Consider the following 26,248-nt stretch of genomic DNA (forward strand, 5'->3'; position numbering starts at 1 on the left):
CTGCTGACACAAACTGGGCGGCTCGCACCACGGGCCGCACAATCATGACGTCCATCGCGACGGCTGCGGAAGAGAGGTGCCATGAGAGGTCGCTCGCACGCCCTTCGCGGCGCCCTCCTCGCGCTGTCACTGTTTCTCGTCAGCGGGTGCCAGGTGCTGCCCGGCGGGGAACCGGCCGACACCGGGCTGCGGATCATGGTTCCGAACACCCCCGGTGGCGGCTACGACACCACGGCGCGGACAGTGGCCCGCGTGCTGCAGGAGACCGGCGTGGACTCCGGCGTGCAGGTCTTCAACCTGCCGGGAGCAGGCGGCACGGTCGGCCTGCAGCGCATCGTGAACGAGCGGGGCAACGGCAGGCTCGTCCTGCAGATGGGTCTCGGGGTGATCGGCGCGTCGCACGTGGCACACACGAAGGCGTCCGTCATCGAGACCACTCCGCTGGCCCGGCTGGTCGAGGAGGCCGGTGCGGTGGTCGTGCGCCGTGACTCGCCCTACCGGTCGATCGACGATCTGATCGCCGCCTGGAAAAGGAACCCCGCGCGCTTGAAGGTCGGGGGCGGATCCTCACTCGGCGGACCGGACCACTTGCTGGCCATGGAGTTGGCCAAGGCTGTCGGTATCGGCCCGCACCGGGCCGGCTACGTCGCCTACGGCGGCGGAGGCGGAGACCTGCTGCCGGCTCTCCTCGACGGCAAGGTCGACTTCGCCACCACCGGCTTCGGCGAGTTCCTCGACCAGATCGACGCCAGTCAGCTCAGGGTCCTGGCGGTGACCAGCCCACGACCGATCGACGCACTGCCCGGAGTACCGACCCTCAAGGCGTCCGGCATCGACCTGGTCTTCAGCAACTGGCGGGGAGTCGTGGCGCCGCCCGGCATCAAAGGCGCCGACCGTAAGCGGTGGATCGAAGCGCTGACAGCGATGCACCGGTCCCGGCAATGGAAAGCGGAACTCCGCCGCCATGGCTGGACCGACGCGTTCACCACCGGCGACGCCTTCGCCGCGTACCTGTCCGAACAGGACACGTCAGTGGCCCGTCTCGTCAGGGATCTCGGGCTGGACTGACCGGGCCACCGCCCGCCCCTCCTGACACCAGCCGCACCACCACCTTCTGCGCTGCGGCTCACTTCGCCATGCCCCTCACCTGTCCATCTGTCCGTCGAAAGGCACCCGCATGACCACGCACACCTGGTGGTTGCTGCTCATCCTCACCATCGCGATCACGGCCCTGATCTACCTCATCAACTCCCGCCTGCGCATCCATCCGTTCGTCGCGCTCATCGTCGTCGCCGTCGGCACCGGCCTCGCCGCCGGTGAGCCCGCCGCCAAACTGGTGGAGTCCCTCGAGGACGGTGCCGGCGGCACCCTCGGGGACGTGGGCATCACCCTGGCCCTGGGCGCCATGCTCGGGCGCCTGCTGTCCGACTCGGGCGCCACCGACGCCCTCGCCCACGCCCTGATCGACCGCTCCAGCACCCGCAGGCTGCCCTGGCTGGTCACGGCCGCGGCATTCGTGATCGGCATCCCGATGTTCTTCGAGGTCGGCCTGATCGTGCTGCTGCCGCTGATCTTCAGCGTGGCGCGCAGGCTGGAGGCCCAGGGCGGCACGAAGGGCTCCCCGTACGTCCTGCTCGGCGTACCGGCCATCGCCGCGCTGTCCACCCTGCACGGCATGCTGCCGCCGCACCCGGGGCCGCTCACGGCCATGACCGGTCTCCACGCGGACCTGGGCCTCACCATGGTCGTCGGCTTCGTGTGCGCCGTCCCCACCGTCATCCTGGCCGGCCCCGTCTACGCCCGCTGGATCGCGCCGCGCCTTGCCGAGGTCCGCCCGGACGAGGCTCTTGTCGCGCAGTTCACGGGTGCGTCGCAGTCCGTCCGGGAGAAGTCGCCTGTCAGCGTGACGGTCGGCGCATCGCATGCGTCATCGGCAGATACGGACGTCACGTCCCGTTCCGTGATACCCACCGGGTTGGCCATCACCGCGGTGCTCGTCCCTGTCGCCCTCATGTTGCTGCGTACCCTCGCCGAAACGGTGCTCGACGAGACGAGCACCGTGAGTTCCGCGCTGACCTTCGTCGGCGAGCCCGTCGTGGCGATGCTCGCCGGGCTGCTCTTCGCTCTCGGCGTGACCACTGTGGGCACGGGCCGCTCCGGCGAGGAGGTCCGCGCATCCCTGACGGACAGCCTGAAGTCCATCGCCGCCATCCTGCTCATCATCGGTGGCGGTGGTGCGTTCAAGCAGGTTCTCCAGGACTCCGGCATCGGCGACGCGATCGCCTCTGCCGCCGAGGGGGCGCATCTGAACGTCATCGTGCTGGGCTGGCTGATCGCCCTCCTGCTGTCGCTGACCACCGGGTCCGCCACCGTCGGCATCGTCTCCGCCACCGGCATCATCGCCCCCATGGTCAGCGGAGGCGGCCTGGAGGCATCGCTGCTCGTGGTGGCCATCGGGGCAGGCTCCCTCGGGCTGAACTACGTGAACCACGCCGGATTCTGGCTGGTCAAGGAATCCTTCGGCATGGATCTCACTCAGGCCACGAAGACACAGACCGTCGTGCAGACCCTGGTGAGCGTGCTCGGCCTCGGAATGGCGCTCCTCCTGTCCGTGTTCGCCTGACAGCCACTGAGCGGTGTGCATCGTCAAGGTGCACACCTGACAGCCACTGAGCGGTGTGCGTCGTCAAGGTGCACACCGCTCAGCCACGGGACGCTCAGCCCGTTCTGTGCCCCCACTGCGGGCCGACCAGGTCCCACTCCCTGCCCCACTCGTCGATGCGCCGCCGGTCCAGCCAGTAGCGTGCGGCGCCTGTGACTCCGAACGCGATGCCGGTGACTGCGAGCGCCGACGAGGCTCCCAGCAGGCCCGCTTCGACTGCCGCATCGGTGAGGCTCGGCGGGCGGGTGGTGAGGTTGCCCTGCGTGTCGGTCCAGAGCACCGTCGTGGATCCGGCCCCGAGCCCGCCTTCCACCAGTGTCCTGCCGGTGCGGGCGGATCCGTCCTTACCGGCCCAGCGGACCTGCGCAAACGCCCGGTAGCTCGTCGCCTCCGCGGGGGGCGTGTCCGTGAGGAGTACGGCCGTTACGGGGCTGCGCTCGGCGCGCTGCTGCATGAAGGCGTCGTCGGCGGCCCGGGCCGTCAGTACGCCGGTGAGGGTTCCGCCCACGGCCACGAGCGTCCAGAGGGCCAGCACGAGCCAGGCCTCGAGCATGTCGTCGTGTCTGCGCAGCGGGTTGGCCCGCCAGCGCCACAGCCACCTCTTGGTTCGCCTGCACGTCCGCATCGGTCTGCACCTCTTCGTCGTCACTGCGAGCAAGGTGACAGCCGGGCGCGTGCCGTGGCATGGGCCGGGCAGATGGAGTCGTGGGGCCGACCGGGACCAAGTCTGCGGCGGAGAGGGGCCCTTCAGCCCTGCCGCCGCCCCGTGGGCGGAGCGCTCCGCTCCCACGGCCGCCGTGATCGGTGGCCCGACCGGCCATCTGACGGGGACCATCGGCCCCTCACCCGGAGGCCCCCGGGCGCCCACCCTCGTAGGACGACCACCCTGTTCCGAAACCCGTGCGGGAGGAGGGCACCATGCCATCCGTGCCTCTCGACGCCGCGACCCTGGAAGCCTGTGTGGCGGCCGCCGTGGCCGCGCCTTCGTTCTTCAACACGCAGCCCTGGCGCTTCAGGCTGGACCCCGAGACCGTCGCCTTCGAGGTGCGCGCGGACCCGCAGCGCAGTCTGCATCGCGCCGATCCGGCCGGCCGTGCGCTGCATCTGTCGGTGGGAGCCTCCGTCTTCAACCTCCGCGTCGCGGTGTCCCACTTCGGCTGGTCTCCCGTGGTGCGGCTGCTGCCCCGCCCCGACGACCCCGGCCTGCTCGCCGTCGTCCGGCCCACCGGATCGGCCGGTCGGTACGGCACGGAACACCGCGGCGACCTCTATCCGGCGATCTGGCGCAGGCACAGCAGCCGCTTCCCGTTCTCCGCCAGGCCCCTGCCGCCGCAGGCGCGCGCCGAACTCGCCGAGGCCGCCCACGCGGAAGGCGCCTCACTGATCTTTCCCGAGGCCGCCGAGACGGTCCGGATGCTGCGGGTGACCGCGGAGGCCGAGCGGCGCAACCACGCCGATGCCGACCGGGGCAGGGAGAGCCGCCGCTGGGTGCACCGCGACCCGGACAGCCCGTGCGACGTCGGCCTTCCGCAGACCGCACTAGGTCCGCAGGACGCCCGCGAACGCATCCCCATGCGGGACTTCACCGCTGCACTCCACCCCGGGCGGTTGCCCGCGCAGGACTTCGAGACCGCCCCGGCCATCGCCCTGCTCAGGACCGAGCACGACCGCCGTACGGACTGGCTGCGCGCGGGACAGGCACTCGAACACGTCCTGCTCGTGGCCACCGCCCTGGGGCTTCGTGCATCGCTGCTCCACCAGCCGATGGAATGGCCCGACCTGCGCCGCAGCCTGGGCCCTGACCCCCACCACACCGGTCACGCCCAGATGTTGATCCGGCTCGGCTACGGACCCGAGGGCCCGGCCGGCCCGCGTCGCACCGCCCGAGCGGTGCTGGATGCGGAGGCGCCGCACCGATAGCCGCGACTGCCGGTTCGCGCGGCCGCGGTCAGTCCGCCGCCGCTCCGGCACGGCGGGCGAAGGCCAGTCGGCCCAGGGCCCGCCAGTCCGTCGGCGGATTCGCCCGGGGCGCCCCCGGCCGACCGCTGGGCACCCGGACGCGCAGCGATCCCGGCGCGATGCGGCAGATGACGGGGGTGGGCAGCCGGAGGGCCTCGCCGTCGACGCCGACCGCGATCTCCGGGGTGTCGGCGTCGACGACCACCTCGTCCGCGGTCAGCGCGGTGAGTCCGCGGGAGTGCGGGCCGCGCAGCAGGTCGACAGCCTGGGCCACGTTGTCGACGGTGACGCCGAGGACGCCGAGCGTGCCGGAATCCAGCCGTGTGCGGTGACCGAGGCCGGCGGCATCCCCCACCTGGTAGGGGTTGTTGCTGACCAGCACCGCCTGCGGTGCGTCCATGAGCACATGGGCGGCGTGGACGGTCAGTCGTGGGCCGGACTGGTGGGTGAGCAGCTCCGGGAGCTGCTGCAGGATGGTGCCCACCTTGTCGTCGCGGTAGGCGGAGCTCTGTACGACCTGCGCGTACACACCGAAGGACGCGTTGTTGACGAAGACGCGGTCGGAGACGAAGCCGAGGTCGATGCGGAGTTCCACTCCGTCGGTGAGAGCGTCGAGGCAACTCGAGGGGTCGGCACGATCCAGGCCGAGATCCAGCGCGAAGTGGTTGCGGGTGCCCGCCGAGATCACCATGAACGGTATGTCGTGCTGTGCGGCCACGCCTGCGACCTGCGCCTGGGTGCCGTCCCCTCCGGCGACTCCCAGCAGATCCGCGCCCTCGGCCACGGCGCGGCGGGCCAGTTCGGCGACGTCCTGCGGATGAGCGGCGTCGAGTACGGCGACCTCGGCGCCCAGCGCCCGGGCCCGCTCCGCGAGGTGGAACCTGTCCACCTTTCCACCGCCGGAGCGGGGATTCATGACGAGGAACGGCGATTTCGGCGGCGGAGTTCGCTGCTGTGGTGGCCCGGCGGGCCGCGCCTCCGCGCCGAGGGCGGCTTGCCCGGTCACTCGCGCCACGGCCCCCAGTGCGAGGGCCGACAATGCGGCCCACAGCAGGTGGAGGGTGGCGTAGTACAGCAGCACAGCGAGCGGCACCAGCGAGGCCAGGGTGGAGGAAAGCGCCCGAAGCAGGCCGTGATGGGTGAGCGCCCACCACACGGCAGCCGCCGTCACGGCGAGGCCCGCCAGACCGACGAGCAGCAGCGCAATGCTTCTGACCCCGGCAGCCGCAAGCAGCAGCGCGATCGCGGCGGTCGCGACCAGCAGTGCCAGACGAGCCGTCCACCTCTGAGCCGTTCCAGGGCGACGATCGCTCGGTTCGGCCGCCCGGGCGGGGGTCTCGGCACTGCGCACAGGGGCATTTCAGCGCCCGCGCCCGGACGGCACATCACCTGCCAGGGGTGATCCCACGCGAGCTGCGAACCGCGACGATGCCAGAAAGGAGGAACGGTCATGGTCACGATGAACGAGAGTCCTTTGTCTGCGTCCGAGCGCGCGGCGCTGGGCAGGGCGACGCGGGCCTCCCTGCCGCGCTCCGCCCATGCCGCCTTCGAACCGGACACCAAGCGGCCGGATCCCGTCGACATCATCGAGCGGCAGTCCGCCACCCGCGTCCCGGAACTCGTCCCGATCCGGTACGGCCGGATGCTCGAATCACCGTTCCGCTTCTACCGCGGCGCGGCGGCGATCATGGCCTCCGATCTGGGCGCGTCATCGCACACCGGGCTCATGGTCCAACTGTGCGGTGACGCCCATCTGCTGAACTTCCGGCTGCTCGCCTCCCCCGAGCGGCACCTGGTCTTCGACATCAACGACTTCGACGAGACCCTGCCGGGCCCCTTCGAGTGGGACGTCAAACGGCTCGCCGCGAGCCTGGTGATCGCCGGTCGCGCCAACTCGTTCCCGGAATCTGACTGCGCCTCGGTCGTGCGCGAGAGCGTCCGGGCCTACCGCGAACGGATGCGGGAGTTCGCGGGGATGCGCACCCTCGACATCTGGTACGCCCGCGACGACGCCGCCCAGGTCGAGGCGATCCTGTCCGAGCGGCTGAGCCGCAGCGAGCGCCGGCGGGTCGACGCCGCATCGGCCAAGGCCCGCACCCGGACCAGCCTGCAGGCCGCCGGGAAACTGACCCGGCTGGTCGACGGCGCACCACGGATCATCTCCGACCCCCCGCTCATCACCCCGCTCGACGAGCTGCTGCCCGGCACCGAAGGCGACGAGCTGCAGCAGACCCTGCGCGCCCTGGTCGCGGACTACGCGCGCACCCTGTCCTCGGAGCGCCGGCACCTCCTGGGCCGATTCCACGTGGTCGACATGGCCCGCAAGGTGGTCGGTGTCGGCAGCGTCGGCACCCGCTGCTGGATCGTTCTGCTGCTGGGCCGGGACGACGAGGATCCGCTGCTGCTGCAGGCCAAGGAGGCAGGCACCTCGGTCCTGGCTCCCTACAGCGGCGCGAGCGTGTACGACAACCAGGGCGAGCGGGTGGTGGCCGGGCAGCGGCTGATGCAGGCCGCCAGCGACATCTTCCTCGGCTGGAAGCACATGACCGGCATCGACGGCCGCGAACGAGACTTCTATGTACGGCAGTTGCGGGACTGGAAGGGCATCGCCCGGCCCGAGACCATGGATCCGGCGACCCTGGCGCTCTTCGGCCGTCTGTGCGGCGCCTCGCTCGCGCGCGCCCATGCCCGCTCCGGCGATCCGATCGCCATCGGCGCCTATCTCGGCGGCGGTGACAGCTTCGACCGGGCGCTGGCTCGGTTCGCACAGGCCTACGCCGATCAGAACGAGCGCGATCACCGGGCGCTGGCCGATGCGGTGGCCGCCGGACACGTCAGCGCGAGGACCGATCTCACGGCGTAGGAACCGATCTCACGGCGTAGGACCGGGCCCTGCGGACAGTGCCGGGCTCTCCGCCGGCACAGCGCCCTCCCGCAGCTCACGCCGCCCGGCAGCCGCGCTGGTGCGCCGGAACCAGGCGCCGTACCGCCCGGCGAGTGCCACGGCCGACACACCGTGCAGCAGGACGCTGAGCCCAACGGTCGCGGCGACCACCCGGCCCATCGTCTCCGTCCCCGGCACGTGCTCCTCCACCACCAGCAGTGCCAGCACGACAGAGGCGAGACCGCGCGGCCCGAACCATCCGATGTACGCGACCGTCGGCGGCCGCAGTCCGCTGCCCAGCAGCGAGAGGGCCACGGGCAGCATGCGCACCACGGTAAGGCTGAGCGCGGCATAGAGCACGAGCTTCCAGGTCAGGTGCTGCAGCGCAGGTCCCAGCAGCACCGCGCCGAAGAGCATCAGGCTGACCGACGCCAGCAGGCCCCCCAGCTCCTCGGCGAATTCGGACGTGTTGTCCCCACCTTCCGGCTCGGTGGCGGTGGCGGTGGCGGCAGAGAATCGCCGAAGGGCGTATCCGAAGGCGAACCCGGACACCCAGGCGGCGATGAAGCCACTGCCGTCGGTGATCACAGCCAGTTCGTAGGAGACCACGGCGACCGCGAGGGCCTGGATCTGCCCCCACTCCGGTTCAACCCAGCCACGGGCCCGGGACGCCTGGAGAAGCCACCCGCCGCAGCCGCCGACCAGCAGGCCCAGGGCGCTGCTGAGCAGCAGGGCACGCCAGAAGGTGCCTGCCACGCCCTCGTGCGCGTAGGACGTGCCGGGGATGGCCGCGAGGAAGACGACGAAGAACGGCAGCACCATCCCGTCGTTGAGGCCGCTCTCCACATTGAGCCCCTCGCGGACCAGCGCCGGCACCCGGGGATCGGACATGGCGCTCTTGCCCAGGGCGGCGTCGGTGGGGGCGAGGATCGCGCCCACCAGGGCCAGCTCCCAAGCGGTCAGCCCCGGAAACAGCGGCCAGGCCAGCAGCCAGCCGGCCGCGATGCTCAGCGGCAGCCCGATGCCCAGGAGCCGGTCGGGCAGGAACCCGCCCGTGGCCAGGTCGCGTCGCCGGACGGTCATGGCGTCCGTGAACAGGACCAGGGTCAGGGCGGCTTCCAGCAGGGCCGTCAGGGCCGCGGAGTCGTGTTCGATGCCCACGATGTCGAGGACGGCGGGACCGATGAGGACGCCACATCCGGTGAACGCCATCGCCGAGGAGACGGGCGTGGTCGACAGCCGACGCGAGCCGAGGGCGTAGGCGGCGGTGACGCCCGCGACCGCCACCACGGTCCAGGCGCCGCTGCTCATCGCGCCCTCCTCCCTCCGGCTGCCGTTGCGCACCCACGCGCTAGTCGCGCATGAATGCGCCGGCGGCCTCCTTCTCCAGATCGGCGAAGGGCTGACCGCTGACATCGACCAGCACGCGGCGGATGGTGCCGCCCAGGAACCGGAAGGGCGGATCGTAGTCGGCGGAGACGGCCTGGCCGCTGTCGCGGCCCACGCACAGGCCCTCGCCGTCGCAGGCGAACATGCCGGGCTGGGTCCTGATCCGGATCGCCCCCACCTCACGGTCGTCGACGTGCAGGGTCAGGGTTCCGACCGTGAGGCCGTTGTCCTTGCGGTCGTCAGCGCGGAAGGCGGCCGACAGGATGTGCTCGCCGACGGGCACCCGGCCGGCTGAGGCGACCTTCTGCTCCATCCGGCCCAGCCAGTTGTAGACGTAGTGCAGCCTTCCATCGAGGAGATAGAGGCTGTGCCCGCCGAACCGGCCGCCCTGCGCGAACAGCACACCGCGGGCCTCCGGGGTGTCGAGACGGACGTCGGCGGCGATGGTGTAGGACCGGCCGCGGATGTTGACCGCCACCGGCTCGGGCACGTCGGCGCAGTCGGGGTAGTACACGTACTGGCTGCGGGGCTTGGAGAGCTGGGGCCGTGGCGTGCTGAAGATCTCGATCGCGGTGCGGTCGTCGAGCGGCAGCCCGCCCAGGCGTTCGGCCTCGCGCGTCCACAGCCGCTTGAGTTCCTCCAGCTTCTGCGGGTGCTCGGCGGCCAGGTCGTGGGCCTCGGAGCGGTCCTCCCGCAGGTGGTAAAGCTCCCAGGTGTCGTCGTCGAAGCTGCTCCAGCCGGACGGTGCCGGTGGATGCAGTGCCGAGGCGTGCCAGCCGTCGTGCCAGATGCCGCGGGTGCCCAGCATGACGTAGAACTGCGTGTCCCGGGGGTCGGGTGCCTGGGGGTTCTCCAGGACGCTGCGCAGACTCGCGCCGTGCAGCGGGGACTGCCGGTAGCCCTTGACCGTCTCCGGCGGTTCGACACCGAGCAGGTCGTACAGGGTCGGCACGATGTCGATGGCATGCGTGTACTGGTGCCGTATGCCGCCCGCGGCCCCGATGCCGGCCGGCCAGGACAGGAACATCGGGTCGGCGACGCCGCCCTCGTAGGAGGCCCACCGCTTCCAGTACTTGAAGGGGGTGTCGAAGGCCCAGGCCCACCCCGTCGGGTAGTGGTTGTAGGTCTTGGGGCTGCCCAGGTCCTCCAGGTGCCGCAGGTTGTCCGCCATGTCGTCGGGCACGCCGTTGAAGAAGTTGTTCTCGTTCAAGGAGCCGTTCGGGCCGCCCTCACCGCTTGCTCCGTTGTCCGACACCACCACCGTGATGGTGTTGTCGAGCTGCCCCGACTCCGCCAAGTAGTCCAGAACACGGCCGAGTTGGGCGTCGGTGTAGGAGACGAACCCGGCGAAGACCTCCGCCATACGGGCGAACAGGCGCCGCTCGTCCTCGTTCAGGGTCTGCCAGGGGCGGACGAACTCGCCGGCCGGCCACGGCGCCCCGCCGGGCCCGAGCGCATACGGCTCGCCGTGTGGATTGACGGGGGTGAGCTCGGTCCCCTCCGGCATGATCCCCAATTCGATCTCACGCCGCAGCGCCAGTTCGCGGTAGACCTCGTAGCCGTCGTCGAAGACGCCCTGGTACTTGTCGGCCCACTCGCGCGGGACGTGGTGCGGGGCGTGTCCGGCGCCGGGGCACAGGTAGGTGAACCACGGTTTGTCCGGCGCGATGACCTTGGCGTCGCGGATGAACTCGATCGCCCGGTCGGCCAGGTCCTTCGACAGGTGGTAGCCCTGGTCCGGGGTCTGCTTCACCTCGTGGGGATGGTTGTCGTAGACGAGGTCCGGGTAGTACTGGTCGCTCTCCCCGCCGAGGAAGCCGTAGAACCTCTCGAAGCCGCGGGAGAGCGGCCAGTGGCGCTTGGAAGAGGCCATGTTGGCCTCTTCCGAGGGGCACAGATGCCACTTGCCGACGCAGTAGGTGTTCCAGCCGCGCTCCACCAGTACCTCGGCGATGTTCGCGTTCTCCGTCGGGATGCGCCCGTTGCTGTTGGGGAACCCGTTGGTGACCTCGGTGACGCAGGCCATGCCGTTGCTGGTGGCGTTCCGGCCGGTCATCAGGCACGACCGGGTGGGTGAGCACAGCGCGGTGGTGTGGAAGTTCGTGAAGCGCACTCCGGCGTCCGCGATACGGCGCATCGCCGGGGCCCTGACCAGGCCGCCGAAGAAGTCGAAGGTTCCGAAGCCCACATCGTCCCAGACGATGTAGAGCACGTTGGGTGCGCCGTCCGGTGCCTGCGGCTCCCGGTACGGCTCCCAGTCGGGCACCGAGTCGCGGATGTCCTGCGCGATCCTGCCCCGGAACTCTGCAGCCATGTCGGCCTCCTCGGGGTGCTGGGAGTACACCCAGCACAGCAGGCAGGCGACCGGCGCGACCTCACCCTCTCCGGGTGATCACGGCGCGGTGCGCCGGGTGGAGGCTCTGTGGTGAACGGCTGCGCGCCGCAGCCCTGTGAGGAATGGAGGCCGGCCATGGCCAGCACCGTTACTCCTCGTCGCCATTCGCCGGGCACAATGGCCGCCGCTTCCGGCCTTACCGTGTTCGCCGCGGTGTTGCTGATGATCGCCGGTATCCTCGACATCTTCCGCGGCATCATGGCGATCGCGAATGACGACGTCTTCGTCAACACCCCGAACTACGTCTTCAAGTTCGACCTGACCAGCTGGGGCTGGATCCACCTGGCCCTCGGGGTGGTCGGGGTGATCGTGAGCCTCGGTCTGTTCACGACGGCCACCTGGGCCAGGGTCGGGGGTGTGGCCATAGCCTCGCTGCTGATCATCGCCAACTTCCTGTCCGTCCCCTACTACCCGATGTGGTCGCTCACGCTGATCGCCATGTACGCGTTCATCATCTGGGGCCTGTGCGTGGTGCGGCGCGACGACGTCACCGACCAGCGGATGTGAGCTGCCCTGACCCGGCGCGAGGGATCACGGGACCCCCCGCTACCGGGACGGCGGCGCCGCGGAGGTCGCCGTGGTGCCGGCGTTGCGCTCGGCCGGCCGACGCGCCCTGCACGCTTCGGACCCGCCGGCGCGGTGATCGGCACCACCGGCCCGCATCCCCACTCGTACGGACCTTCCCGAGGTGCGCCCCGCGGCGTTGGCAGCGGCAATGGAGAGGAGGGAGAAGGACCCCGCTGGAGAAGCTGGAGTTTGCATGAGCCCGCGGCCCGGGAGGATCGTCCGCGCGACGGCCTCCGCAGTACTGATCGTGCTGACCTGCATCCTCGTCCCCGTCGCGCTGCTCACGGTGTGGATCCACGACATCGCACTCGACACGGACAGGTACGTGTCCACGGTGTCCCCGCTGGCCACCGACCCGGCGATCCAGGACGCGGCCGTCAACCGGATCTCCCATGCGGCGGACGTACGCGTGGACGGAGCCCGGGCCGCCGCGGAACTCGCCGGATGGCTGCACTCCCAGGGCCTGCCGCCACGGGCCACCGCCGCCGTACGAGGACTGGGACCGCAGATCGATTCCGCCACCAACAGCGCGGTGACGAAGATTGCCACACGGGTGGTGCACAGCGACGCCTTCGCCACGGTGTGGACGAACGCCAACCGAAGGGCCCACAACGCCGTCGTGCACGCCCTCACCGGGCAGGGCCGCGGCGCCGTCGGCGTCAGCGACGGCACCGTCACCCTGGACGTCGGAACAGCCGTCGACCAGCTGAAACAGCAGTTGGTCGACGCGGGCCTGTCCCCGGCCGAGAAGATCCCCGACGTCAACAAGCAGCTGGTGCTGTTCCACTCCGACCAGCTCGCCAAGATGCGCAAGGGCGCCCATGCGCTGGATGTGATCGGCACCTGGTTCCCCATCCTTGTCGTCCTGATCGGCGCCGCCGGAGTGCTCCTGGCCCACCGCAGGCGGCGCGCCCTCGCCCGTACCGCCCTCGGGGCGGCCTTCGCCTGCCTGGTGGTGGCCATCGGCCTGGTCGTCGCGCGCCGCTACTACCTCGACCACCTCCCGCCCCAGGTGCAGTCGAAGGCGGCCGCCGCAGCCGTCTTCGACACCCTGCTGCACTTCCTGCGGCTCAGCCTGCGCACGGCGATCGTGCTCGGGGTCGTGATCGCGCTCGGCGCCTATTTGATCGGTCCCGGACGGCTGCCGGTGGCGATCCGCGGCACCTCCGAACGCACTGCGGACTCCGCGGCAACCTGGGCATACGCGCACCAGGTCCGCACCGGCAGGGTGGGTGTCTGGACGCAGACCTACCGCCGGTGGATCACGCTGGCCGCCCTGCTGATCGTGGCGCTGGTCTTCGCGCTGTGGAACCACCCCACCGCGCTGACGATCCTGCTGCTCTGCCTCGTCCTGCTGGTGGTCCTGGCACTTCTCGCCCTCCTGGCAGCCGGCGGCCGTGCGACGCTGAAGGGGGAGCAGCCACCCCCGTCGCACGACGCCTCATGAGACTTCGTCGTTCCCACGCCGGATCCAGGGGCCCACCCGCAGGGGGTGATGCAGTGCGGGAGAGGCCCGGCCCACCGTATGAGGCGCAGGCCCTCACCGGCCGTGCAGCCGTCGCCGCGGCCCCCTGCGTGCGGAGGTAACCATGGACTACCCGCTGCTCGACGTGTTCCTGACCATGCTCTGGTTCTTCGTATGGATCTTGTGGTTCATGCTGTTGTTCCGCGTGATCGGCGACGTCTTCCGCGACGATGCGCTCAGCGGCTGGGCCAAGGCCGGCTGGACCCTTCTGGTCTGTGCACTGCCGTACCTCGGCGTCCTCGTCTATCTGATCGCCCGCGGGCGCGGGATGGGTGAGCGCGAGATGCGCCGGCTCCAGGTCCAGGAACAGGCGTTCCGCTCGTACGTTCAGCAGGCCGCCGCCCCGGGCCCGACGGCCGGGACCACCAAGGCGGACGAACTCGGCAGGCTGGCCGCCCTGCACGACCGGGGCGCCATCACCGACGCCGAGTACGAGCGGGCCAAGACCAGGGTGCTGGCCGCCTGACCACGTTGACGGATGCGGCGGCGCGGGTGCTCCGGCCACGGCGTCACCCGCCACGGGTGACCCCCCGGCCGGACCGCGCCGCCACGCTCGGAGCCATGAGCACCGTATGGCTGCCCGCCCCCACCGTCCGGCGTCCCGATGCCGTGGCCCGGCGCAGCCCCTTCCACCTGCTGGCCAAGCCCACCGGAGCGATCTGCAACCTGGACTGCACATACTGCTTCTTCCTCTCCAAGGAACTGCTCTACGAGGGCAGCAGATTCCGGATGGCCGACGAACTGCTGCAGGAGTACATCCGTCAGCTGATCGAGGCGCACGGTCCGGCACCGGAGGTCACGGTGGCCTGGCAGGGCGGCGAACCCACGCTCATGGGGCTCGACTTCTTCCGCCGCTCCCTGGAGTACGAACGCCTCTACGCCCGCCCGGGACAACGCATCGTCAACACCCTCCAGACCAACGGCACGTTGATCGACGCCGAATGGGCGCGGTTCTTCCGCGACAACGACTTCCTGGTCGGGCTGTCCGTCGACGGGCCGCGCGCGATGCACGACGCCTACCGCGTCGACAAGGGCGGCAAGCCGACCTTCGACCGGGTCATGCGAGGGCTGGACCACCTGCGTGCGGCAGGCGTGGACTGGAACGTGCTCACCACGCTGCACGACGCCAACGCCGGCCACGGCCGCGAGGTGTACGCCTTCCTGCGCGAGGACTGCGGTGCCCGGCACCTGCAGTTCATCCCGATCGTGGAGCGCACCACCGCGCAGCACCTGCCGGCCGCCGACGCGGGCTGGGGCGCCCGGGCCAAGGACCGGCCGCTGTACCGGCAGGAGGGCGAGCAGGTCACCCGGCGTTCGATCACCGGGGAGCAGTACGGCCGCTTCCTCATCGATGTCTTCGAGGACTGGGTGCGACGCGACGTCGGCACCGTCTACGTCCAGATGTTCGACGTGGCCCTGGCCAACTGGTACGGCACGCCACCGTCGTTGTGCGTGCACTCCGAGACCTGCGGCCGCGCGCTCGCCCTGGAGCACAACGGGGACATCTACTCCTGTGACCACTTCGTCGAACCGCGGTACCTGCTGGGCAACATCGGGCAGCGGCACCTGCTGGAGCTGGTGGACTCGCCCGAGCAGCAGCAGTTCGGGCAGCGCAAACGGGACGGTCTGCCGGGCTTCTGCCGCGAGTGCGACGTACGGTTCGCCTGCCACGGCGGCTGTCCCAAGGACCGCTTCGATGTGACACCGGACGGCGAGCCGGGCCTCAACCATCTGTGCTCCGGCTTCAAGAAGTTCTTCCACCACGTCGACCTGCCGATGCGCACCATGGCCGCGCTCCTGCGCCAGAACCTGCCGCCCGCCCTGATCATGCGGCAGTACGCGGCCGGCGACGCCCGGCGGCCCCACAACGCCCCCTGTCCCTGCGGAGGCGGCCGCAAGTGGGCGCGCTGCCACGGACGGCGGCCGCACCCCACCCGCGCCGGGTGATGTGTCCGCAGGTCGGCGGGTGCAGCGTGGAGCAGATAAGACCCTCTGACCGCCGCGGCAGCACGGCGGCCCGACACGGGAGGCAACCGTGGACTACACCCTGGCAAGCTCGGGCTACCCCCTGCTCAACGCGTTCATGACCATGCTCTGGTTCTTCCTGTGGATCATGTGGTTCGTCCTGCTCTTCCGTGTCATCGGGGACATCTTCCGGGACGACCGCATGAGCGGGTGGGGTAAGGCGGGCTGGACGCTCACCGTCTGCGTGCTGCCGTACCTGGGCGTCTTCGTCTACCTGATCGCTCGCGGGCGGGGCATGGGCGAACGCGACCGGCGCCAGATGCAGAGGCAGGAGGAGGCATTCCGCTCCTACGTCCAAGAAGCCGCCGCCGAAGCCCCCGTGGCCGGGCGGAGCAGTACGGACGAACTGGCCAGGCTCGCCGGGCTGCACGACCACGGCGACATCACCGACACCGAGTACGCGCAGGCCAAGGCGAAGATCCTCACGTCGCACTGACCGCGCACGGTACCGAGTCCGAGGAAGAACGGAGCCCCGGTATGAGCACTCTCGGACCGATCGACCTGATCATTCTTTCGTTCCCGGCCGGTCAGCCTCCCGACTCCTTCCTGGCTGCCGTGGAACAGGTCGAACGACGCAAGGACGTCCACATCCTCGATGCGCTGGTGGTGACGAAGAGCCCGGACGGGCGCATCGGCAGGACGGAGCTGTCGGACATCGCGAGCCTGGGGGACGTGGCCGCCGACATCGCCGCGCGCCGCACGCTCGGGATGGTCGGTCTCGACGACGTCAACGAGATCGCCATGGTGATGGATCCCGACACCAGCGTCCTCGCCCTGCTGGTGGAGAACGTATGGGCCCGAGAGGCCGCCGAGGAGGTCCGTCGGCACAACGGCCGTCTGCTGGCCACGGTGCGCATTCCTCATGAGCAGATCGCCGAGGTGGAGGCGGAACTCAGCGGCACAGCCACGCCGCAGACAACGACGTGACGCCCGCACGCGGCGGCACAACTGCGGAAGAGAAAGGACAGGACGATGCCTCTCGGACGACGCCGTCCCTTGCTGCGCGGCGCCCTGGTCGGCGGCACCGCCTACGCCGCCGGACGCCGGGCCGCGGCGGCCCAGCAGCACGAAGCGGACCAGCAGGCGGCCACGGACCAGCTCCAGGCGCAGCAGGCTGCCGCACCTGCTGCCCCCGCTGCCGGCTCCCAGCCGTCTGCGGGCAGCGCCCTGCTCGACGAGCTGACGCGGCTGGGAGAGCTGCGCGACCAAGGAGTGCTGACGGAGGCGGAGTTCGCCGCCGCCAAGGCGCGGCTGCTGGGCACGTGACGGCCGACAGGGCCGGCCCCGCTCCTTGGAGCGGGGCCGGCCCAGCTGTGGGTACGGGGTCTTGCTCCTCACGTCGGGAGCCGGCGCATCTCCACCACGTGCAGACCGAGCGACTGGAATCGCGCCAACAGGCCGTACAGATGGGCCTCGTCGGTGACCTCGCCGAACAACACGGTCTGGCGGGACGCGACGAAGCTGTCCAACTCGGGGAACGCCGCAGCCAGCGTGTCCGACATCTGCCCGTCGACGCGTATCTCGTAGCGCATGAGCAGGCTTCTCTCGACGTCGTCCGGTCCTTCGTGTCTCTGTGTCTCCATGCTGCGGCGGCAGGAGGCGGGGGACATCACCCCGGGCAGGTGAACGGGCCTCACAGCAGACCCAGCTCCCGGGCCCGGCGGACCGCCTCGCCGCGCCGGCCCACGGCCAGCTTGCGGTGGACGTTCTTCAGGTGCGTCTTGACCGTGTTGACGGACAGATGAAGATCGTCAGCGATCTCGTCGGTGGACATCAGCTGCGCCACCCGCCCCAGCACGTCCCGCTCCCGCTCGCTGAGGGGCTCGCGGGACGGGATCACGGATCTCTGCTTCACATGCGGGGCGTAGGAGCGCCCTTCCGGCGTGGTGGCCAGCCAGTCATGTCCCTGCGTGAGCGCGGGCCGGCGGCTCAGCAGCCGCGCCAGCCACGGCCCGGCTTCCTGGAAGGGCCGTCTCAGCTGATGAGGGCGGGAGACCGCGAGGGCACGCAGCACCAGGCTCTCCGCGGTGGCGGCATCGCCGAGCGCGTCGACGGCCTGTGCCCGAGCCACCAGAGCCCAGGCCGTGATGCCCGGTCCACGACCGGGGCCGTCGGCGAGTGCGTCGAGGATGCCCAGCGCCTGCCGGCTCGCGTCGGCAGCCAGGTACGCCCGCGCCTCGGCCACCAGGCCCTCCGGGGTCTGCGGCGGTTCGTCCTCGAAGACCTGCACAGCGGCCCGGGCGTCGTCCTCGGCCAGGCGTACGGCGGCCCGGGCCATCGCGATCCGGTCCTTCACCCACGGGGAAGGGTCCGCAGAGGTCAGCGGCTTCTCCGTCATCGCGTCGAGTTCCTGGAGCGCCCCCTGGGGATCTCCCTTCGCAAGCCGCAGACGGGAACCCAGCAGGGCGAGTTCGACGGCCACGATGGGATCGCGGGACGCGGCGGACGAGGCGACGGCCTGCTCGAGGTGGTCCCGCGCCGCCACGAGCTCGCCCCGGTCGATGGCGAGGGCGGCGAGTACGAGCTGGGCCACCCCCGTTCGCGCGGACGCCGGCAGACCGGAGTGGTCGGCCTCGGAGATCGCCGCCCTGGCATGGGACTCGGCGTGGCCCGGCCAGCCGTGCAGATAGTCGATCAGTGCCAGTCGGCCGAGGGCTTCATGCCGGGGGAAGGCCGTCGACGGCCCCTCGGCGGCCTGGGCGGCGGCGGACAGCGTCGAACGAGCGGCATCGAAGCGGCCGGCCCACAGCTGGGCCGATCCGAGGTCCGTGAGCATGAGGGCCGTCAGCTCCGGGCGCTGCTCCAACCGGTCGGCGGGCAGCGCACGCGCGGCTGCCGCCGCCGTCTCGGCTGCCGTCTCGGCCATGTCCGCCGAGCCCGCCACCCGAGCGGCGAGCACTCGCAACACGGCACAGCTGAATTGTGCGGCCGCTGCCTCGCGCGGGTCGTCGGGCAGCTTCTCCTGCGCATCATGCAGGTAGGCGACACCACGCTCCACGTCGTGGCGGGTCAGTTCGCGCGCCGCACGCACCAGATCGGTCGCGGGCCCGGAGGCGTCCGGGGTCATGGGGGCGAAGAGACCGTCCAGGCGCTCGGCGTCCAGGCCGGTGAGCATCCGGCCGATCGCCAGGTCGTCGATGAGCTCGGCGGCGGCCAGATCCCAGTCGCCCGCGTCCGCCGCATGCGGCAGCGCCTCGCTCAGCAGGCCCGCCCCGCTCAGCCACTTGGCGGCCACCCGGTGCAGCTCCGGCTCGAGGCCGGGGTGGCGGACGCGCAGATGGGCCCGCAGGATCTCGGCGAACAGCGGGTGCAGCCGGTACCAGGAATGCCCGATGGGCTCGACGAACGCGTTCGCGCGCTGCAGCTCGGCCAGAATGGGTTCCGCGTCGTTCCGGCCGGTGAGGGCATTGGCCAGATCCGGATGGGTCTCCTCGACGATGCTGGTGCGCAGCAGCAGGTCCTGGGTCTCCGCCGGGTGCGTACGGAGCACTTCGGCCAGCAGGAAGTCCGCGAGGGTGCTCTGGCCGGCCTCGAAGTCCGTCAGGAAGCCTTCCGGGTCGTCAGTGTGCTCGGCCGCCAGGGCGGACAGCCGTAGTCCGGCCGCCCAGCCGCCCGTGCGCTCGGTCAGCGCACGCGCCATCTCCGCCGACAGCGGCAGCCCGTGGCGATCGACCAGGGCCGCCGTCTCCTCGGAACGGAACGCCAGGTCGGCGCTGCGGATGTCGACGAGTTCACCGGCGGCCCGATAGCGGTGCAGGGGCAGCAACGGCTCCACACGGCAGATGATCACCAGTCGCAGGCCCTCGCCCGCGTGGCGGAGGACGAACTGCAGCTCATCGGCCACCTCGGCGGACCCGGACGTCCCGTCGAAGTCGTCCAGGACGAGGATCACCGGCACGTCCCGCCCGTCCAGCCAGGCCGCGAGGCGGGTCAGCAGCGAGTGGTCCACCTTTCCCGGGCGGGCCGGGCTGCCGATCCGGTCGGGCAGGGCGATCCCATGGTGCCGGAAGGCCTGCAGCACATAGGTCCAGAAGACGCCGGGACCGCTGTCCTCGGGGTCCACCGTCAGCCAGACGGCGGGCCCCGGCAGGCTCCCCGCGACCCAGTCGGCGACCAGCAGGGTCTTGCCCGCGCCGGCAGGCCCGTCGACCAGGGTCAGCGGCCCCTTGACTCCTGCATCCAGCTGCTCTGTGAGCCGGGGCCTGCGCACGAACGTTCTCGGGACCACCGGCACGCTGAACCGTGCGGCAAGCACCGGGTCACCGGTGGGGGTCAGCGCCCCCACCGGGGGATCCGGACGACCGCCTTCACCGGTGTGGGATGTGGGACCCATCACGTGCCTCATTGGTAATGGAGCGGTAAAACACCCGCTCTCCGATCGTCGTGCCGGGCGCGAGCCGCTGCAAGCGAGGACTCCGCCACAAGCCGATGGGGTCAGCCCGTCACAGCGGAGACGGTGCCCTCTTCGGGAGCATCGAAGTGGTCCGTGTGCAGGTCGGGAAGGATCTCGAAGACGTCGGCCAGCAGGGCGGGCCGCAGGATGCGCAGGAGGCGACCGCTGTCGGCCACCAGCCGGAGCCTGCCCTGCCGGGCCAGCACCCGGTTCCTTGCGCGGCACAGCAGGCGCAGGCCGCTGCCGTCGATGAAGGTCACGGGGCGCAGGTCGAGCACCAGGTGGGGGCGCGGGCCTGCGGTCAGGGTGTCGAGGCGTGCCGAAAGCGGCGTCGCCGTGAGCATGTCGATCTCGCCGCGCATCTCCACCACCGTCGTGCCCCCGATGACGCGTTCCGTGTGGCAGGGTGCCGGCCCGGTGTGGATTTCGGCCATAGACAGAGCAAAGCGGGATGTCAGGTACGGCGGTAGGGCCGGTCGGCCCTTTGCGCACGTCCGACGGGGGCCGGGTGGCTCCATGCCCTCGCGAAGGCGGACCGAGCGTCGCTCTCCGGCAGGGGCGGGAATGATGGCCCATTTCCTGCCCGGAGCACAGAAGGGAACAGCGACATGACTGCTCGGTTCGTCGTCGTAGGGGTCGACGGCACACTGACCGCCGATGGCGCCGGTGTGCATCGCCGAATGGCCGCCCGCCAAGCACCTGTCCGACGGTTCGCTGAGCATGTCGACCAACCCGTTCGCCGACTACCACGTCATCTACGCCGTCGTCGTCATCGCCCTTGCGGCGGCCGGCGCCGGAGCCACCTGGGGCCTGGGCAAGGCCTGGGCGCGACTGCCCTTCGTCAGCCGGAACCGCCGGCTGCTGTGACCTCGGCGTCCCGGACCGGGGCGCCGCAACGATGCGGTGGCGCCCCGCCGTCTCGTAGGACACTGCACGGCGCCTCATCTCCGGGACGCGCGGGACATGGGCAAACACGGTTCGTCGAGATGAGCGCCGACACCGAAGCGCTCGGAAGCGGCCCCGTCCGGCCTGGCAGCGAGGGCCGACCGGCCCAAGTCCGTCCCACGGGATCCGGACATGCTGGATCTACGGGTCATTCCAGGCGTCGGGTGCGGTCCGGCGGGGCAAGAGGGAGTGAGAGGCCATGGCTGAAAAGGCACCGTCTCGGACGGTCGAGGAACATGCGCTGGGCGATCTCGGACGTCGTCTCGTCGCACGGCGCGCGGAACTCGGACTGAGCCGGAGGGAGGCGGCCACCCGCGCCGGGATGGCGCCGGGCTACCTCCAGTACCTCGAGGAGTACTCCGGCGCCGCACCGGGTCCGGGTGTCCTGCTCCGGCTGTCCCAGGTCCTCGAGACCACCGTGCGGGACCTCACCGGCGGCGACACCGAACTGCCGAGCGGCCTGGGTCAGGCCTCCCGCAGCCCCGACTTCACCTCGCTGAGCGTCCCGGAGTGCCGGGCTCTGCTCTCCACCCATGGCGTGGGGCGGATCGCGGTGCCCACGGTCTCCGGGCCCGTCGTCGTGCCCGTGAACTACAGCGTCGTCGAGGGCGCGATCGTCTTCCGCACCGAACCCGGCAGCACGCCGTCGCAGGCGTCCGGCTGCCAGGTCGCCTTCGAGGTCGACCGCATCGACGACGCGTTCAGCAAAGGCTGGAGCGTGCTGGTCCGGGGCCACGCCCGGACCGTGACCGACCCCGACGAGGTGCGCCGACTCACCGAGGGCGCCCGCAGCGAGCCCTGGGCCGGCGGGCACCGCGACCAATGGGTGCGCATCGATCCCCTCGCCATCACTGGACGGCGCATCACGGTGTGACAGGGGACGTTTCGCGGCCGGGCGGGGACCGATGGACCCTCATCCGCAGCCGCGCCCCGACGGACGATGAACTGGACGCTCCAGCGTCGCACACAGGTGAGAGACGGGCTGGCTCATGTATCCCAACGACGGTTTCCGCGAACTCGAACGGCAGGAGTGCCTGCGTCTCCTGGCGAAGGTGCCCGTCGGCCGCATCGTCCACACCCGGCAGGCCCTGCCCGCGGTGCTGCCCGTCAACTTCTCCCTGGACAGCGACGGCGCGGTGCTCGTGCGCACCTCGGCGGCCTCCGAACTGGCCCGCGCCGTCGACGGCACGGTGGTCGCCTTCGAGGTCGACGAGGTCGACGCGGTGGCACACTCCGGCTGGAGCGTCGTCGTCACCGGGGCGGCCACAGTGGTGCGCGACCCCGACGAGCACGAGCGCCTGACCCGGACCGGCCCACGCTCCTGGGCGCCCTCGCCCGAGGAGGTCTTCGTCCGCATCCAGCCCGAACTGATCACCGGCCGCGAACTCGTGGGCGGACGCAGCCTTTACGGGATCCATCTGTCGCCCTGAGCGCCGCCGCGCCCGATGTCGGCGAGGCACGAACCCGCCAGGGCCGTCCGCCCCAGCCGCACTTCCCTGACGAGGACCCCGGGCCCGGTGAGGACGCTTGACCCACGTGCCCACTGCGCACCGCGGCAGACAGTGAGAGCGGCTCCGAGACGACACGCGGCCGCCACCCGCCCGGCGTGGTTGATGACGGCGCTCGCCACCACGGGCTTCGCCGTCAACTTCTGGGCATGGGCGCGGCTCAGCCCGCTCGGCCCCCTGCTCAAGGACTGCTTGGCTCTGACCTCCTTCCAGCAGTCTCTGCTCGTGGCGGTGCCGGTCGTGGTCGGTTCAATGGGCCGAATCCCTGTCGGCGCGCTGACCGACCGCCCCGCCGCCCTGGCCCTTCTGCACACCGAGCCGTGGGAGGCGGCCGAGGCACTACGCGCGCGGGTAGGTACAGCCGTGTCGGAACCGCTGCCCTTGATCCGACCGGCGGTGGTCGCGGGCTTGTCACGGCTCGGCGTCCTCGACGCGGAGGGCAAGGCGGGGACAGGCGCCGACGGCCCGGCGGGCGTGGGTGTGCAGCCGTGCCGGGACAGCCCGGTCCTTGAGCACGGGGTAGCCCCATTCGTCGAGGTGGATCAGCTCGGGCAGCAGTTCCGCGCACAGGCCCTGGCCCGTGCAGGCGATGCGGTCGATGCGCAGGCTCCGGGTGCGGGTCATCGCCATCCCTCCGGGGGTGTGGCAGGCGGTACGGGTATCCGGGGCGGCCGACGGGCTGCTTCGCAGACGCCGCGGGTGAGGTGCCACTCGACGTCCTCGGCGAAGGTGTGCAGTGCGGAGGCCGCGAGGCGGGCGGCGCCGTCCGGGTGGCGGCAGGCGCCCCGGTCCGGCAGCAGAGCGGTCCGGCGGTGCAGACGGGACAGCAGATCCGCGTCGGCCCGTCCGGTGGCCAGGGCGGCGAAGTCCTCGGCCACGGCGGGCAGGCCGAAATGGCAGGGGCCGCACTGGCGGGCGCCATGAGCGGCCAGATAGGCAAGTATCCGCGCCGTCTCGCTCAGCCCGCAGGTCGAATGGGCCAGAGCGACGAGCACGCCCGCACCGGGCGCGGCACCCAGTGGGGCCAGATCGCGGCGGGTGAGGGGCGTGTGCAGATGCTCCGCCGGGAGCCAGGTGCCGGCGAAGCCCCCCACCAGGACCGCCTGCACGGGTTCCGTCGGACCTCCGGCACGGTCGAGGACCGTGGCGAGGAGGGTGCCGAGCGAGACCTCGAGGACACCCGAGGCGGCGACGGCGCCGGAGACGGTGACGAGCGTGGTGCCGGGCTCGTCCGGCGCGCCGGCCTGCCGGAACCAGCGGGGGCCGTGTCGGGCGATGAGAGCCAGGTGGGCAAGGGTCTCCGCGTTGTGCACGAGCGTGGGGCGCCGGGCGACGCCGCGTTCATGGGTGCGCGGGCTGCCCTGAGGACGGGCCGGACCCCCGTTGAGCCAGCTCACCAGCGAGGTCGACTCGCTGGAGACGTAGGCGTGAGGGAGGGCGTGCAGGCGCACCCGCACCCGGTCGAGGCGGGCGTGCCGACGCTCGGCCAGAGCCGCCCCGAGCTGCCTGTACTGGGCCGTGCGGTCGCGCGGAAGGCACAGGTGGACAGTGTCGGCGCCGACCGCAGCGGCGGCCAGGACGGCACCGTCAAGGACAAGATGGGGCGCGACGGCGAGCAGGAACTGGTCTTTGCGGCTGGCGGGTTCGCTCTCCATGGCGTTGACGACGACCACCGAGCGGCCACGGCGCTCCGCAACCGCACGCAGTTTCCGCGCAGTGGGAAACCCGGCGCCGCCGCGTCCGGTCAGTCCCGCCGCCTCGACGGCCTCCACCAGGGACGTCGGCGTACGGCTCCCGGGAGGCGGGCCATAGCGCCCCAGATGATCGGTGAGTGCGGCCGGTTGCCCGGTGGAGTGCCACCCGGCGAGCAGACGAACCGCGGAGGGATCGACCGGCACGGCCCAGGGGTGGCCGGGCGCGAAGGCCTCCGCGGCCGAGGAGTTCATCGTCCACCTCCGAGGAGGATCGTCGTCGCGGCGGCACGCTGCGCCCAGCCGGGCTGCAACGGCCCCGTGGCGAGGAACGCCGCCAGCACCACCGGTACCGCGGTCGCAGTCACGGCGGCCACCAGACGCCCCGCGACCCGTCCCGGGCCCGCCTTCGCCAGGCGCCACCACACGGCAGCGACCACCGAGGCCAGACACCCGGCGTACAGCCACAGCTGGAGGGGAAGCCGGGTGTCGGTGCCGGTGCCCACCCCGTGGAAGAGAGCGAACGGCCAGGCCCCGTACGCCAGCCAGTGCACCGCCTTCCAGCGCCGCACCCCCAGCCGCAGCCGCAGTGCGCTCGTCACCAGCACGGCCAGCAGCAGATCGAGTGCGGCCGTGCCCAGCCCGAGCCAGAGCGGACGGTAGGCCGCTCCGAACGGCACCACGGACACCGCCCATCCCAGACGCACGAACGGATCGAGTACCGCGGTCACCACGTGCACCACGAGGAACACCAGGGTGAGCAGGGACAGGTTGCGGTGCAGCAGGCCGATCTCGAACCGGCCGATCCGGCGTGGTGCGGAGCGCCCGCCGGAGGCGATCCCGAGCACCAGGGTGGCGGTGAGCAGGATCAGGGAGAGGGTGCCGCTCGCACGGCTGGCGTACCACAGGGGACTACCGGTCAGCGCCAGGATCGTCATTGCGCGCCTCCCCGGGCGGTAACGCGGGAATCGGGCGGCCAGCCCCCGAGGCGTACGACATCGCCGTCGAGGCCGACCAGCCGCACGGGCAGGGCGGTGCCGCGCAGCCAGTCCAGGGCCCGCTCGCCCAGTACGACCGCGGCGGTACTGGCGGTGTTGGCGTCCACGCAGGTGGCGGCCGCGACGGTGACGGTACGCCAGACGGGTGTGGCGGGCTCACCGGTGGCCGGGTCGACGATGTGGTGCAGGGTGCGCCCGTCGCGCCGCCAGGTGCGCACCCGGATACCGGAGGTCGCCAGCGCTCCACCCGTCACGGCGACAGTCGGGCCCGGCTCCGTCATGGGCCGTGCGTGGTCGTCGGCGAGTGCGATCCGCCAGCCACCGTCCGGCGCCGGGCCGGCCGTCGCCAGGTCGCCGCCGAGGCTGACGAGAACCCCGCTGCCGGCGGCGGCAGCGGCTCTGCCGGCGGCGCGGTCCGCGGCGAGGGCCTTCGCGGTGGCGCCCAGGTCCAGTCGGGTGTGCGCGGGCAGGCGCAGCCGGCGGGTGTGCGGGTCGAAGACGATCCGCTGCCAACCCGGCGCGGGGCGGGACACGGGCAGCGGACGGGCGTCGTCGGGGCGCACGGAGGCGAAGGTGCAGTCGTAGCCGAGCGCGATCACCGCACTGCCCACGGTCGGGTCCACGGCGCCGTCGGTGATCCGGGCGGCACGCAGGGCGACCTGGAGCGCTTCGGCGAAGTATTCGCTGACGGTGATGGAGTGGCCTGCGCCCAGGTTCACGCGGGTGAGTTCGGAGTCGGGCCGGAAGCGGCTGCACGTGAGGTCGACGGCGGCCAGCTCGGCGCGCAGGGCCGCTGTGGCGGCGGACAGGGCGCTCGGGTCGGTCACGAGGAGGGCGGCAGTGGTACCCAGAGCGGGGAAGACGGTCTGGGCCGGCGCCGGGGCGCGTGTGGTCATGACGCCCCCGTCGTGGTGTGCGGCTGTCCCTGGGAGGGGGCCGGCGGCTGGGCGGGGGGCTGCGGTGCCGGCTGCGTGACCGGGGCCGCGCCCTCTCCGTCGTCCTCGCCCTGCTGGTCGTCCCCTCTTGCCGTGGTGGCGGTGGAAGCGGCGGAGTGCTGCGCAGGTGAGCTCGGCGGCGCGGGGGAGGCCGAGCTGCCCGGCAGCAGATGGGTGTAGAGGCTGCCCAGGGCCGCAGCGCCGGCCATGGCGGTGACGGCGATCCACCGGGTGATGCGGCGGCTGCGCCGTAGGCCGTGGTCGCGCGCGTGCGGGGAACCGGCCGGGGAGGGGGTGCGGTGGAAGTCGTCGGGCGAAGGTGCCATGGCGGCGCTCCTGGTGAGTCGGCGGCCCGCATCGGGTGCGTGCTTC

General features: G+C 71.5%; 25 protein-coding genes and 2 pseudogenes. 15 read left to right on the plus strand and 12 right to left on the minus strand.

Translation table 11 applies throughout. The features are described 5' to 3' along the window. Positions 1–81 precede the first annotated feature (81 nt). Both ACFY1E_RS24300 and ACFY1E_RS24305 read left to right on the plus strand, forming a co-directional pair. Complete coding sequence (locus tag ACFY1E_RS24300; RefSeq protein WP_389079372.1) at positions 82–1,068, plus strand: Bug family tripartite tricarboxylate transporter substrate binding protein; 987 nt, start codon at positions 82–84, stop codon at positions 1,066–1,068. A gap of 109 nt (positions 1,069–1,177) precedes the next feature. Then, a complete protein-coding gene (locus ACFY1E_RS24305; protein WP_389079373.1) occupies positions 1,178–2,623 on the plus strand; it encodes a GntP family permease in 1,446 nt (481 codons plus the stop codon). A gap of 94 nt (positions 2,624–2,717) precedes the next feature. Here the strand turns inward: ACFY1E_RS24305 and ACFY1E_RS24310 are convergent, their stop codons facing one another. Then, positions 2,718–3,287, minus strand: a complete 570-nt coding sequence (locus tag ACFY1E_RS24310) for a hypothetical protein (RefSeq protein WP_389079376.1) — start codon at positions 3,285–3,287, stop codon at positions 2,718–2,720. Positions 3,288–3,580: 293 nt separating this feature from the next. Here ACFY1E_RS24310 and ACFY1E_RS24315 point away from each other — a divergent pair, with 293 nt between their 5' ends. Continuing rightward, entirely contained in the window at positions 3,581–4,582 is a 1,002-nt protein-coding gene (locus ACFY1E_RS24315) for an Acg family FMN-binding oxidoreductase (protein WP_389079378.1), read from the plus strand. A 28-nt stretch (positions 4,583–4,610) separates the two neighbouring features. Here the strand turns inward: ACFY1E_RS24315 and ACFY1E_RS24320 are convergent, their stop codons facing one another. Next, positions 4,611–5,972, minus strand: coding sequence for a diacylglycerol/lipid kinase family protein (locus ACFY1E_RS24320; protein WP_389079381.1), 1,362 nt, complete (start codon positions 5,970–5,972; stop codon positions 4,611–4,613). 99 nt (positions 5,973–6,071) lie between these two features. On the opposite strand from ACFY1E_RS24320, the gene ACFY1E_RS24325 reads away from it, so the two are divergent. Continuing rightward, complete coding sequence (locus tag ACFY1E_RS24325) at positions 6,072–7,484, plus strand: DUF2252 domain-containing protein (RefSeq protein WP_389079383.1); 1,413 nt, start codon at positions 6,072–6,074, stop codon at positions 7,482–7,484. A 9-nt stretch (positions 7,485–7,493) separates the two neighbouring features. Here ACFY1E_RS24325 and ACFY1E_RS24330 read toward each other — a convergent pair whose 3' ends face one another. Both ACFY1E_RS24330 and ACFY1E_RS24335 read right to left on the minus strand, forming a co-directional pair. Further along, positions 7,494–8,816, minus strand: a complete 1,323-nt coding sequence (locus ACFY1E_RS24330; protein WP_389079386.1) for a cation:proton antiporter — start codon at positions 8,814–8,816, stop codon at positions 7,494–7,496. A gap of 40 nt (positions 8,817–8,856) precedes the next feature. Continuing rightward, the gene (locus tag ACFY1E_RS24335; protein WP_389079387.1) at positions 8,857–11,208 is read right to left on the minus strand and encodes an arylsulfatase; all 2,352 of its coding nucleotides are present in this window, start codon (positions 11,206–11,208) and stop codon (positions 8,857–8,859) included. Positions 11,209–11,364: 156 nt separating this feature from the next. Between ACFY1E_RS24335 and ACFY1E_RS24340 the strand changes: the two genes are divergently transcribed. The 7 genes from ACFY1E_RS24340 (at position 11,365) to ACFY1E_RS24370 (ending at position 16,672) form a co-directional block, all read left to right on the plus strand. Then, positions 11,365–11,796 (plus strand): hypothetical protein, encoded by a 432-nt coding sequence (locus ACFY1E_RS24340; RefSeq protein WP_389079390.1) that lies wholly within the window; start codon positions 11,365–11,367, stop codon positions 11,794–11,796. Positions 11,797–12,049: 253 nt separating this feature from the next. After that, the gene (locus ACFY1E_RS24345) at positions 12,050–13,303 is read left to right on the plus strand and encodes a hypothetical protein (RefSeq protein WP_389079392.1); all 1,254 of its coding nucleotides are present in this window, start codon (positions 12,050–12,052) and stop codon (positions 13,301–13,303) included. A 142-nt stretch (positions 13,304–13,445) separates the two neighbouring features. Continuing rightward, positions 13,446–13,847, plus strand: a complete 402-nt coding sequence (locus tag ACFY1E_RS24350; RefSeq protein WP_389079395.1) for an SHOCT domain-containing protein — start codon at positions 13,446–13,448, stop codon at positions 13,845–13,847. 95 nt (positions 13,848–13,942) lie between these two features. Then, the gene (locus ACFY1E_RS24355; protein ID WP_389079397.1) at positions 13,943–15,328 is read left to right on the plus strand and encodes an anaerobic sulfatase maturase; all 1,386 of its coding nucleotides are present in this window, start codon (positions 13,943–13,945) and stop codon (positions 15,326–15,328) included. A 136-nt stretch (positions 15,329–15,464) separates the two neighbouring features. After that, positions 15,465–15,842, plus strand: a complete 378-nt coding sequence (locus ACFY1E_RS24360) for an SHOCT domain-containing protein (protein WP_389079808.1) — start codon at positions 15,465–15,467, stop codon at positions 15,840–15,842. Positions 15,843–15,883: 41 nt separating this feature from the next. Beyond that, positions 15,884–16,333 carry a DUF6325 family protein gene (locus ACFY1E_RS24365; RefSeq protein WP_389079399.1) on the plus strand — a complete coding sequence of 150 codons (450 nt, stop codon included), beginning with the start codon at positions 15,884–15,886 and terminating at the stop codon, positions 16,331–16,333. A gap of 45 nt (positions 16,334–16,378) precedes the next feature. Then, a complete protein-coding gene (locus tag ACFY1E_RS24370) occupies positions 16,379–16,672 on the plus strand; it encodes an SHOCT domain-containing protein (RefSeq protein ID WP_389079401.1) in 294 nt (97 codons plus the stop codon). 68 nt (positions 16,673–16,740) lie between these two features. Here the strand turns inward: ACFY1E_RS24370 and ACFY1E_RS24375 are convergent, their stop codons facing one another. The 3 genes from ACFY1E_RS24375 to ACFY1E_RS24385 all read right to left on the minus strand — a co-directional run bounded on the left by ACFY1E_RS24375 (position 16,741) and on the right by ACFY1E_RS24385 (position 20,233). Beyond that, positions 16,741–16,938, minus strand: a complete 198-nt coding sequence (locus ACFY1E_RS24375) for a hypothetical protein (protein WP_351464086.1) — start codon at positions 16,936–16,938, stop codon at positions 16,741–16,743. Between the two features lie 101 nt (positions 16,939–17,039). Continuing rightward, entirely contained in the window at positions 17,040–19,739 is a 2,700-nt protein-coding gene (locus ACFY1E_RS24380) for a LuxR C-terminal-related transcriptional regulator (RefSeq protein WP_389079404.1), read from the minus strand. Positions 19,740–19,840: 101 nt separating this feature from the next. Then, positions 19,841–20,233: an STAS domain-containing protein gene (locus tag ACFY1E_RS24385; protein ID WP_389079407.1), complete on the minus strand. Its 393-nt coding sequence runs from the start codon at positions 20,231–20,233 to the stop codon at positions 19,841–19,843. A 223-nt stretch (positions 20,234–20,456) separates the two neighbouring features. Between ACFY1E_RS24385 and ACFY1E_RS24390 the strand changes: the two are divergent. The 4 genes and pseudogenes from ACFY1E_RS24390 to ACFY1E_RS24405 all read left to right on the plus strand — a co-directional run. Then, a pseudogene (locus tag ACFY1E_RS24390) lies at positions 20,457–20,666 on the plus strand (hypothetical protein); the annotation flags it as partial. A 277-nt stretch (positions 20,667–20,943) separates the two neighbouring features. Then, positions 20,944–21,618: a pyridoxamine 5'-phosphate oxidase family protein gene (locus ACFY1E_RS24395; protein WP_389079409.1), complete on the plus strand. Its 675-nt coding sequence runs from the start codon at positions 20,944–20,946 to the stop codon at positions 21,616–21,618. Positions 21,619–21,733: 115 nt separating this feature from the next. Next, the gene (locus tag ACFY1E_RS24400; protein WP_389079412.1) at positions 21,734–22,174 is read left to right on the plus strand and encodes a pyridoxamine 5'-phosphate oxidase family protein; all 441 of its coding nucleotides are present in this window, start codon (positions 21,734–21,736) and stop codon (positions 22,172–22,174) included. A gap of 183 nt (positions 22,175–22,357) precedes the next feature. After that, positions 22,358–22,540: pseudogene (locus ACFY1E_RS24405) on the plus strand (MFS transporter); the annotation flags it as partial. A 123-nt stretch (positions 22,541–22,663) separates the two neighbouring features. Here the strand turns inward: ACFY1E_RS24405 and ACFY1E_RS24410 are convergent. The 5 genes from ACFY1E_RS24410 to ACFY1E_RS24430 are packed head-to-tail and all read right to left on the minus strand — an operon-like array spanning position 22,664 to position 26,202. Then, positions 22,664–22,876 (minus strand): ferredoxin, encoded by a 213-nt coding sequence (locus ACFY1E_RS24410; protein WP_389079414.1) that lies wholly within the window; start codon positions 22,874–22,876, stop codon positions 22,664–22,666. Next, the gene (locus tag ACFY1E_RS24415; RefSeq protein WP_389079415.1) at positions 22,873–24,198 is read right to left on the minus strand and encodes an NADH-ubiquinone oxidoreductase-F iron-sulfur binding region domain-containing protein; all 1,326 of its coding nucleotides are present in this window, start codon (positions 24,196–24,198) and stop codon (positions 22,873–22,875) included. The genes ACFY1E_RS24410 and ACFY1E_RS24415 overlap by 4 nt, the downstream gene beginning before the upstream one ends. Continuing rightward, positions 24,195–24,881, minus strand: a complete 687-nt coding sequence (locus tag ACFY1E_RS24420; protein WP_389079416.1) for a ferric reductase-like transmembrane domain-containing protein — start codon at positions 24,879–24,881, stop codon at positions 24,195–24,197. The genes ACFY1E_RS24415 and ACFY1E_RS24420 overlap by 4 nt, the downstream gene beginning before the upstream one ends. Continuing rightward, positions 24,878–25,837 carry an FAD:protein FMN transferase gene (locus tag ACFY1E_RS24425; RefSeq protein WP_389079418.1) on the minus strand — a complete coding sequence of 320 codons (960 nt, stop codon included), beginning with the start codon at positions 25,835–25,837 and terminating at the stop codon, positions 24,878–24,880. The genes ACFY1E_RS24420 and ACFY1E_RS24425 overlap by 4 nt, the downstream gene beginning before the upstream one ends. Beyond that, entirely contained in the window at positions 25,834–26,202 is a 369-nt protein-coding gene (locus ACFY1E_RS24430) for a hypothetical protein (RefSeq protein ID WP_389079421.1), read from the minus strand. Before ACFY1E_RS24430 ends, ACFY1E_RS24425 begins: the two co-directional genes overlap by 4 nt. Positions 26,203–26,248: the final 46 nt, after the last annotated feature.

The organism is Streptomyces sp. NPDC001604 (assembly GCF_042893475.1).
In the GTDB taxonomy this organism is placed as follows: domain Bacteria; phylum Actinomycetota; class Actinomycetes; order Streptomycetales; family Streptomycetaceae; genus Streptomyces.

Coding starts and splice junctions, on each gene's coding strand:
- ACFY1E_RS24300 (WP_389079372.1), top strand. CDS start 82: ATGAGAGGTCGCTCGCACGCCCTTCGCGGCGCCCTCCTCGCGCTGTCA.
- ACFY1E_RS24305 (WP_389079373.1), top strand. CDS start 1,178: ATGACCACGCACACCTGGTGGTTGCTGCTCATCCTCACCATCGCGATC.
- ACFY1E_RS24310 (WP_389079376.1), bottom strand. CDS start 3,287: ATGCGGACGTGCAGGCGAACCAAGAGGTGGCTGTGGCGCTGGCGGGCC.
- ACFY1E_RS24315 (WP_389079378.1), top strand. CDS start 3,581: ATGCCATCCGTGCCTCTCGACGCCGCGACCCTGGAAGCCTGTGTGGCG.
- ACFY1E_RS24325 (WP_389079383.1), top strand. CDS start 6,072: ATGGTCACGATGAACGAGAGTCCTTTGTCTGCGTCCGAGCGCGCGGCG.
- ACFY1E_RS24330 (WP_389079386.1), bottom strand. CDS start 8,816: ATGAGCAGCGGCGCCTGGACCGTGGTGGCGGTCGCGGGCGTCACCGCC.
- ACFY1E_RS24335 (WP_389079387.1), bottom strand. CDS start 11,208: ATGGCTGCAGAGTTCCGGGGCAGGATCGCGCAGGACATCCGCGACTCG.
- ACFY1E_RS24340 (WP_389079390.1), top strand. CDS start 11,365: ATGGCCAGCACCGTTACTCCTCGTCGCCATTCGCCGGGCACAATGGCC.
- ACFY1E_RS24345 (WP_389079392.1), top strand. CDS start 12,050: ATGAGCCCGCGGCCCGGGAGGATCGTCCGCGCGACGGCCTCCGCAGTA.
- ACFY1E_RS24350 (WP_389079395.1), top strand. CDS start 13,446: ATGGACTACCCGCTGCTCGACGTGTTCCTGACCATGCTCTGGTTCTTC.
- ACFY1E_RS24355 (WP_389079397.1), top strand. CDS start 13,943: ATGAGCACCGTATGGCTGCCCGCCCCCACCGTCCGGCGTCCCGATGCC.
- ACFY1E_RS24360 (WP_389079808.1), top strand. CDS start 15,465: ATGACCATGCTCTGGTTCTTCCTGTGGATCATGTGGTTCGTCCTGCTC.
- ACFY1E_RS24365 (WP_389079399.1), top strand. CDS start 15,884: ATGAGCACTCTCGGACCGATCGACCTGATCATTCTTTCGTTCCCGGCC.
- ACFY1E_RS24370 (WP_389079401.1), top strand. CDS start 16,379: ATGCCTCTCGGACGACGCCGTCCCTTGCTGCGCGGCGCCCTGGTCGGC.
- ACFY1E_RS24375 (WP_351464086.1), bottom strand. CDS start 16,938: ATGCGCTACGAGATACGCGTCGACGGGCAGATGTCGGACACGCTGGCT.
- ACFY1E_RS24380 (WP_389079404.1), bottom strand. CDS start 19,739: ATGGGTCCCACATCCCACACCGGTGAAGGCGGTCGTCCGGATCCCCCG.
- ACFY1E_RS24385 (WP_389079407.1), bottom strand. CDS start 20,233: ATGGCCGAAATCCACACCGGGCCGGCACCCTGCCACACGGAACGCGTC.
- ACFY1E_RS24395 (WP_389079409.1), top strand. CDS start 20,944: ATGGCTGAAAAGGCACCGTCTCGGACGGTCGAGGAACATGCGCTGGGC.
- ACFY1E_RS24400 (WP_389079412.1), top strand. CDS start 21,734: ATGTATCCCAACGACGGTTTCCGCGAACTCGAACGGCAGGAGTGCCTG.
- ACFY1E_RS24410 (WP_389079414.1), bottom strand. CDS start 22,876: ATGACCCGCACCCGGAGCCTGCGCATCGACCGCATCGCCTGCACGGGC.
- ACFY1E_RS24415 (WP_389079415.1), bottom strand. CDS start 24,198: ATGAACTCCTCGGCCGCGGAGGCCTTCGCGCCCGGCCACCCCTGGGCC.
- ACFY1E_RS24420 (WP_389079416.1), bottom strand. CDS start 24,881: ATGACGATCCTGGCGCTGACCGGTAGTCCCCTGTGGTACGCCAGCCGT.
- ACFY1E_RS24425 (WP_389079418.1), bottom strand. CDS start 25,837: ATGACCACACGCGCCCCGGCGCCGGCCCAGACCGTCTTCCCCGCTCTG.
- ACFY1E_RS24430 (WP_389079421.1), bottom strand. CDS start 26,202: ATGGCACCTTCGCCCGACGACTTCCACCGCACCCCCTCCCCGGCCGGT.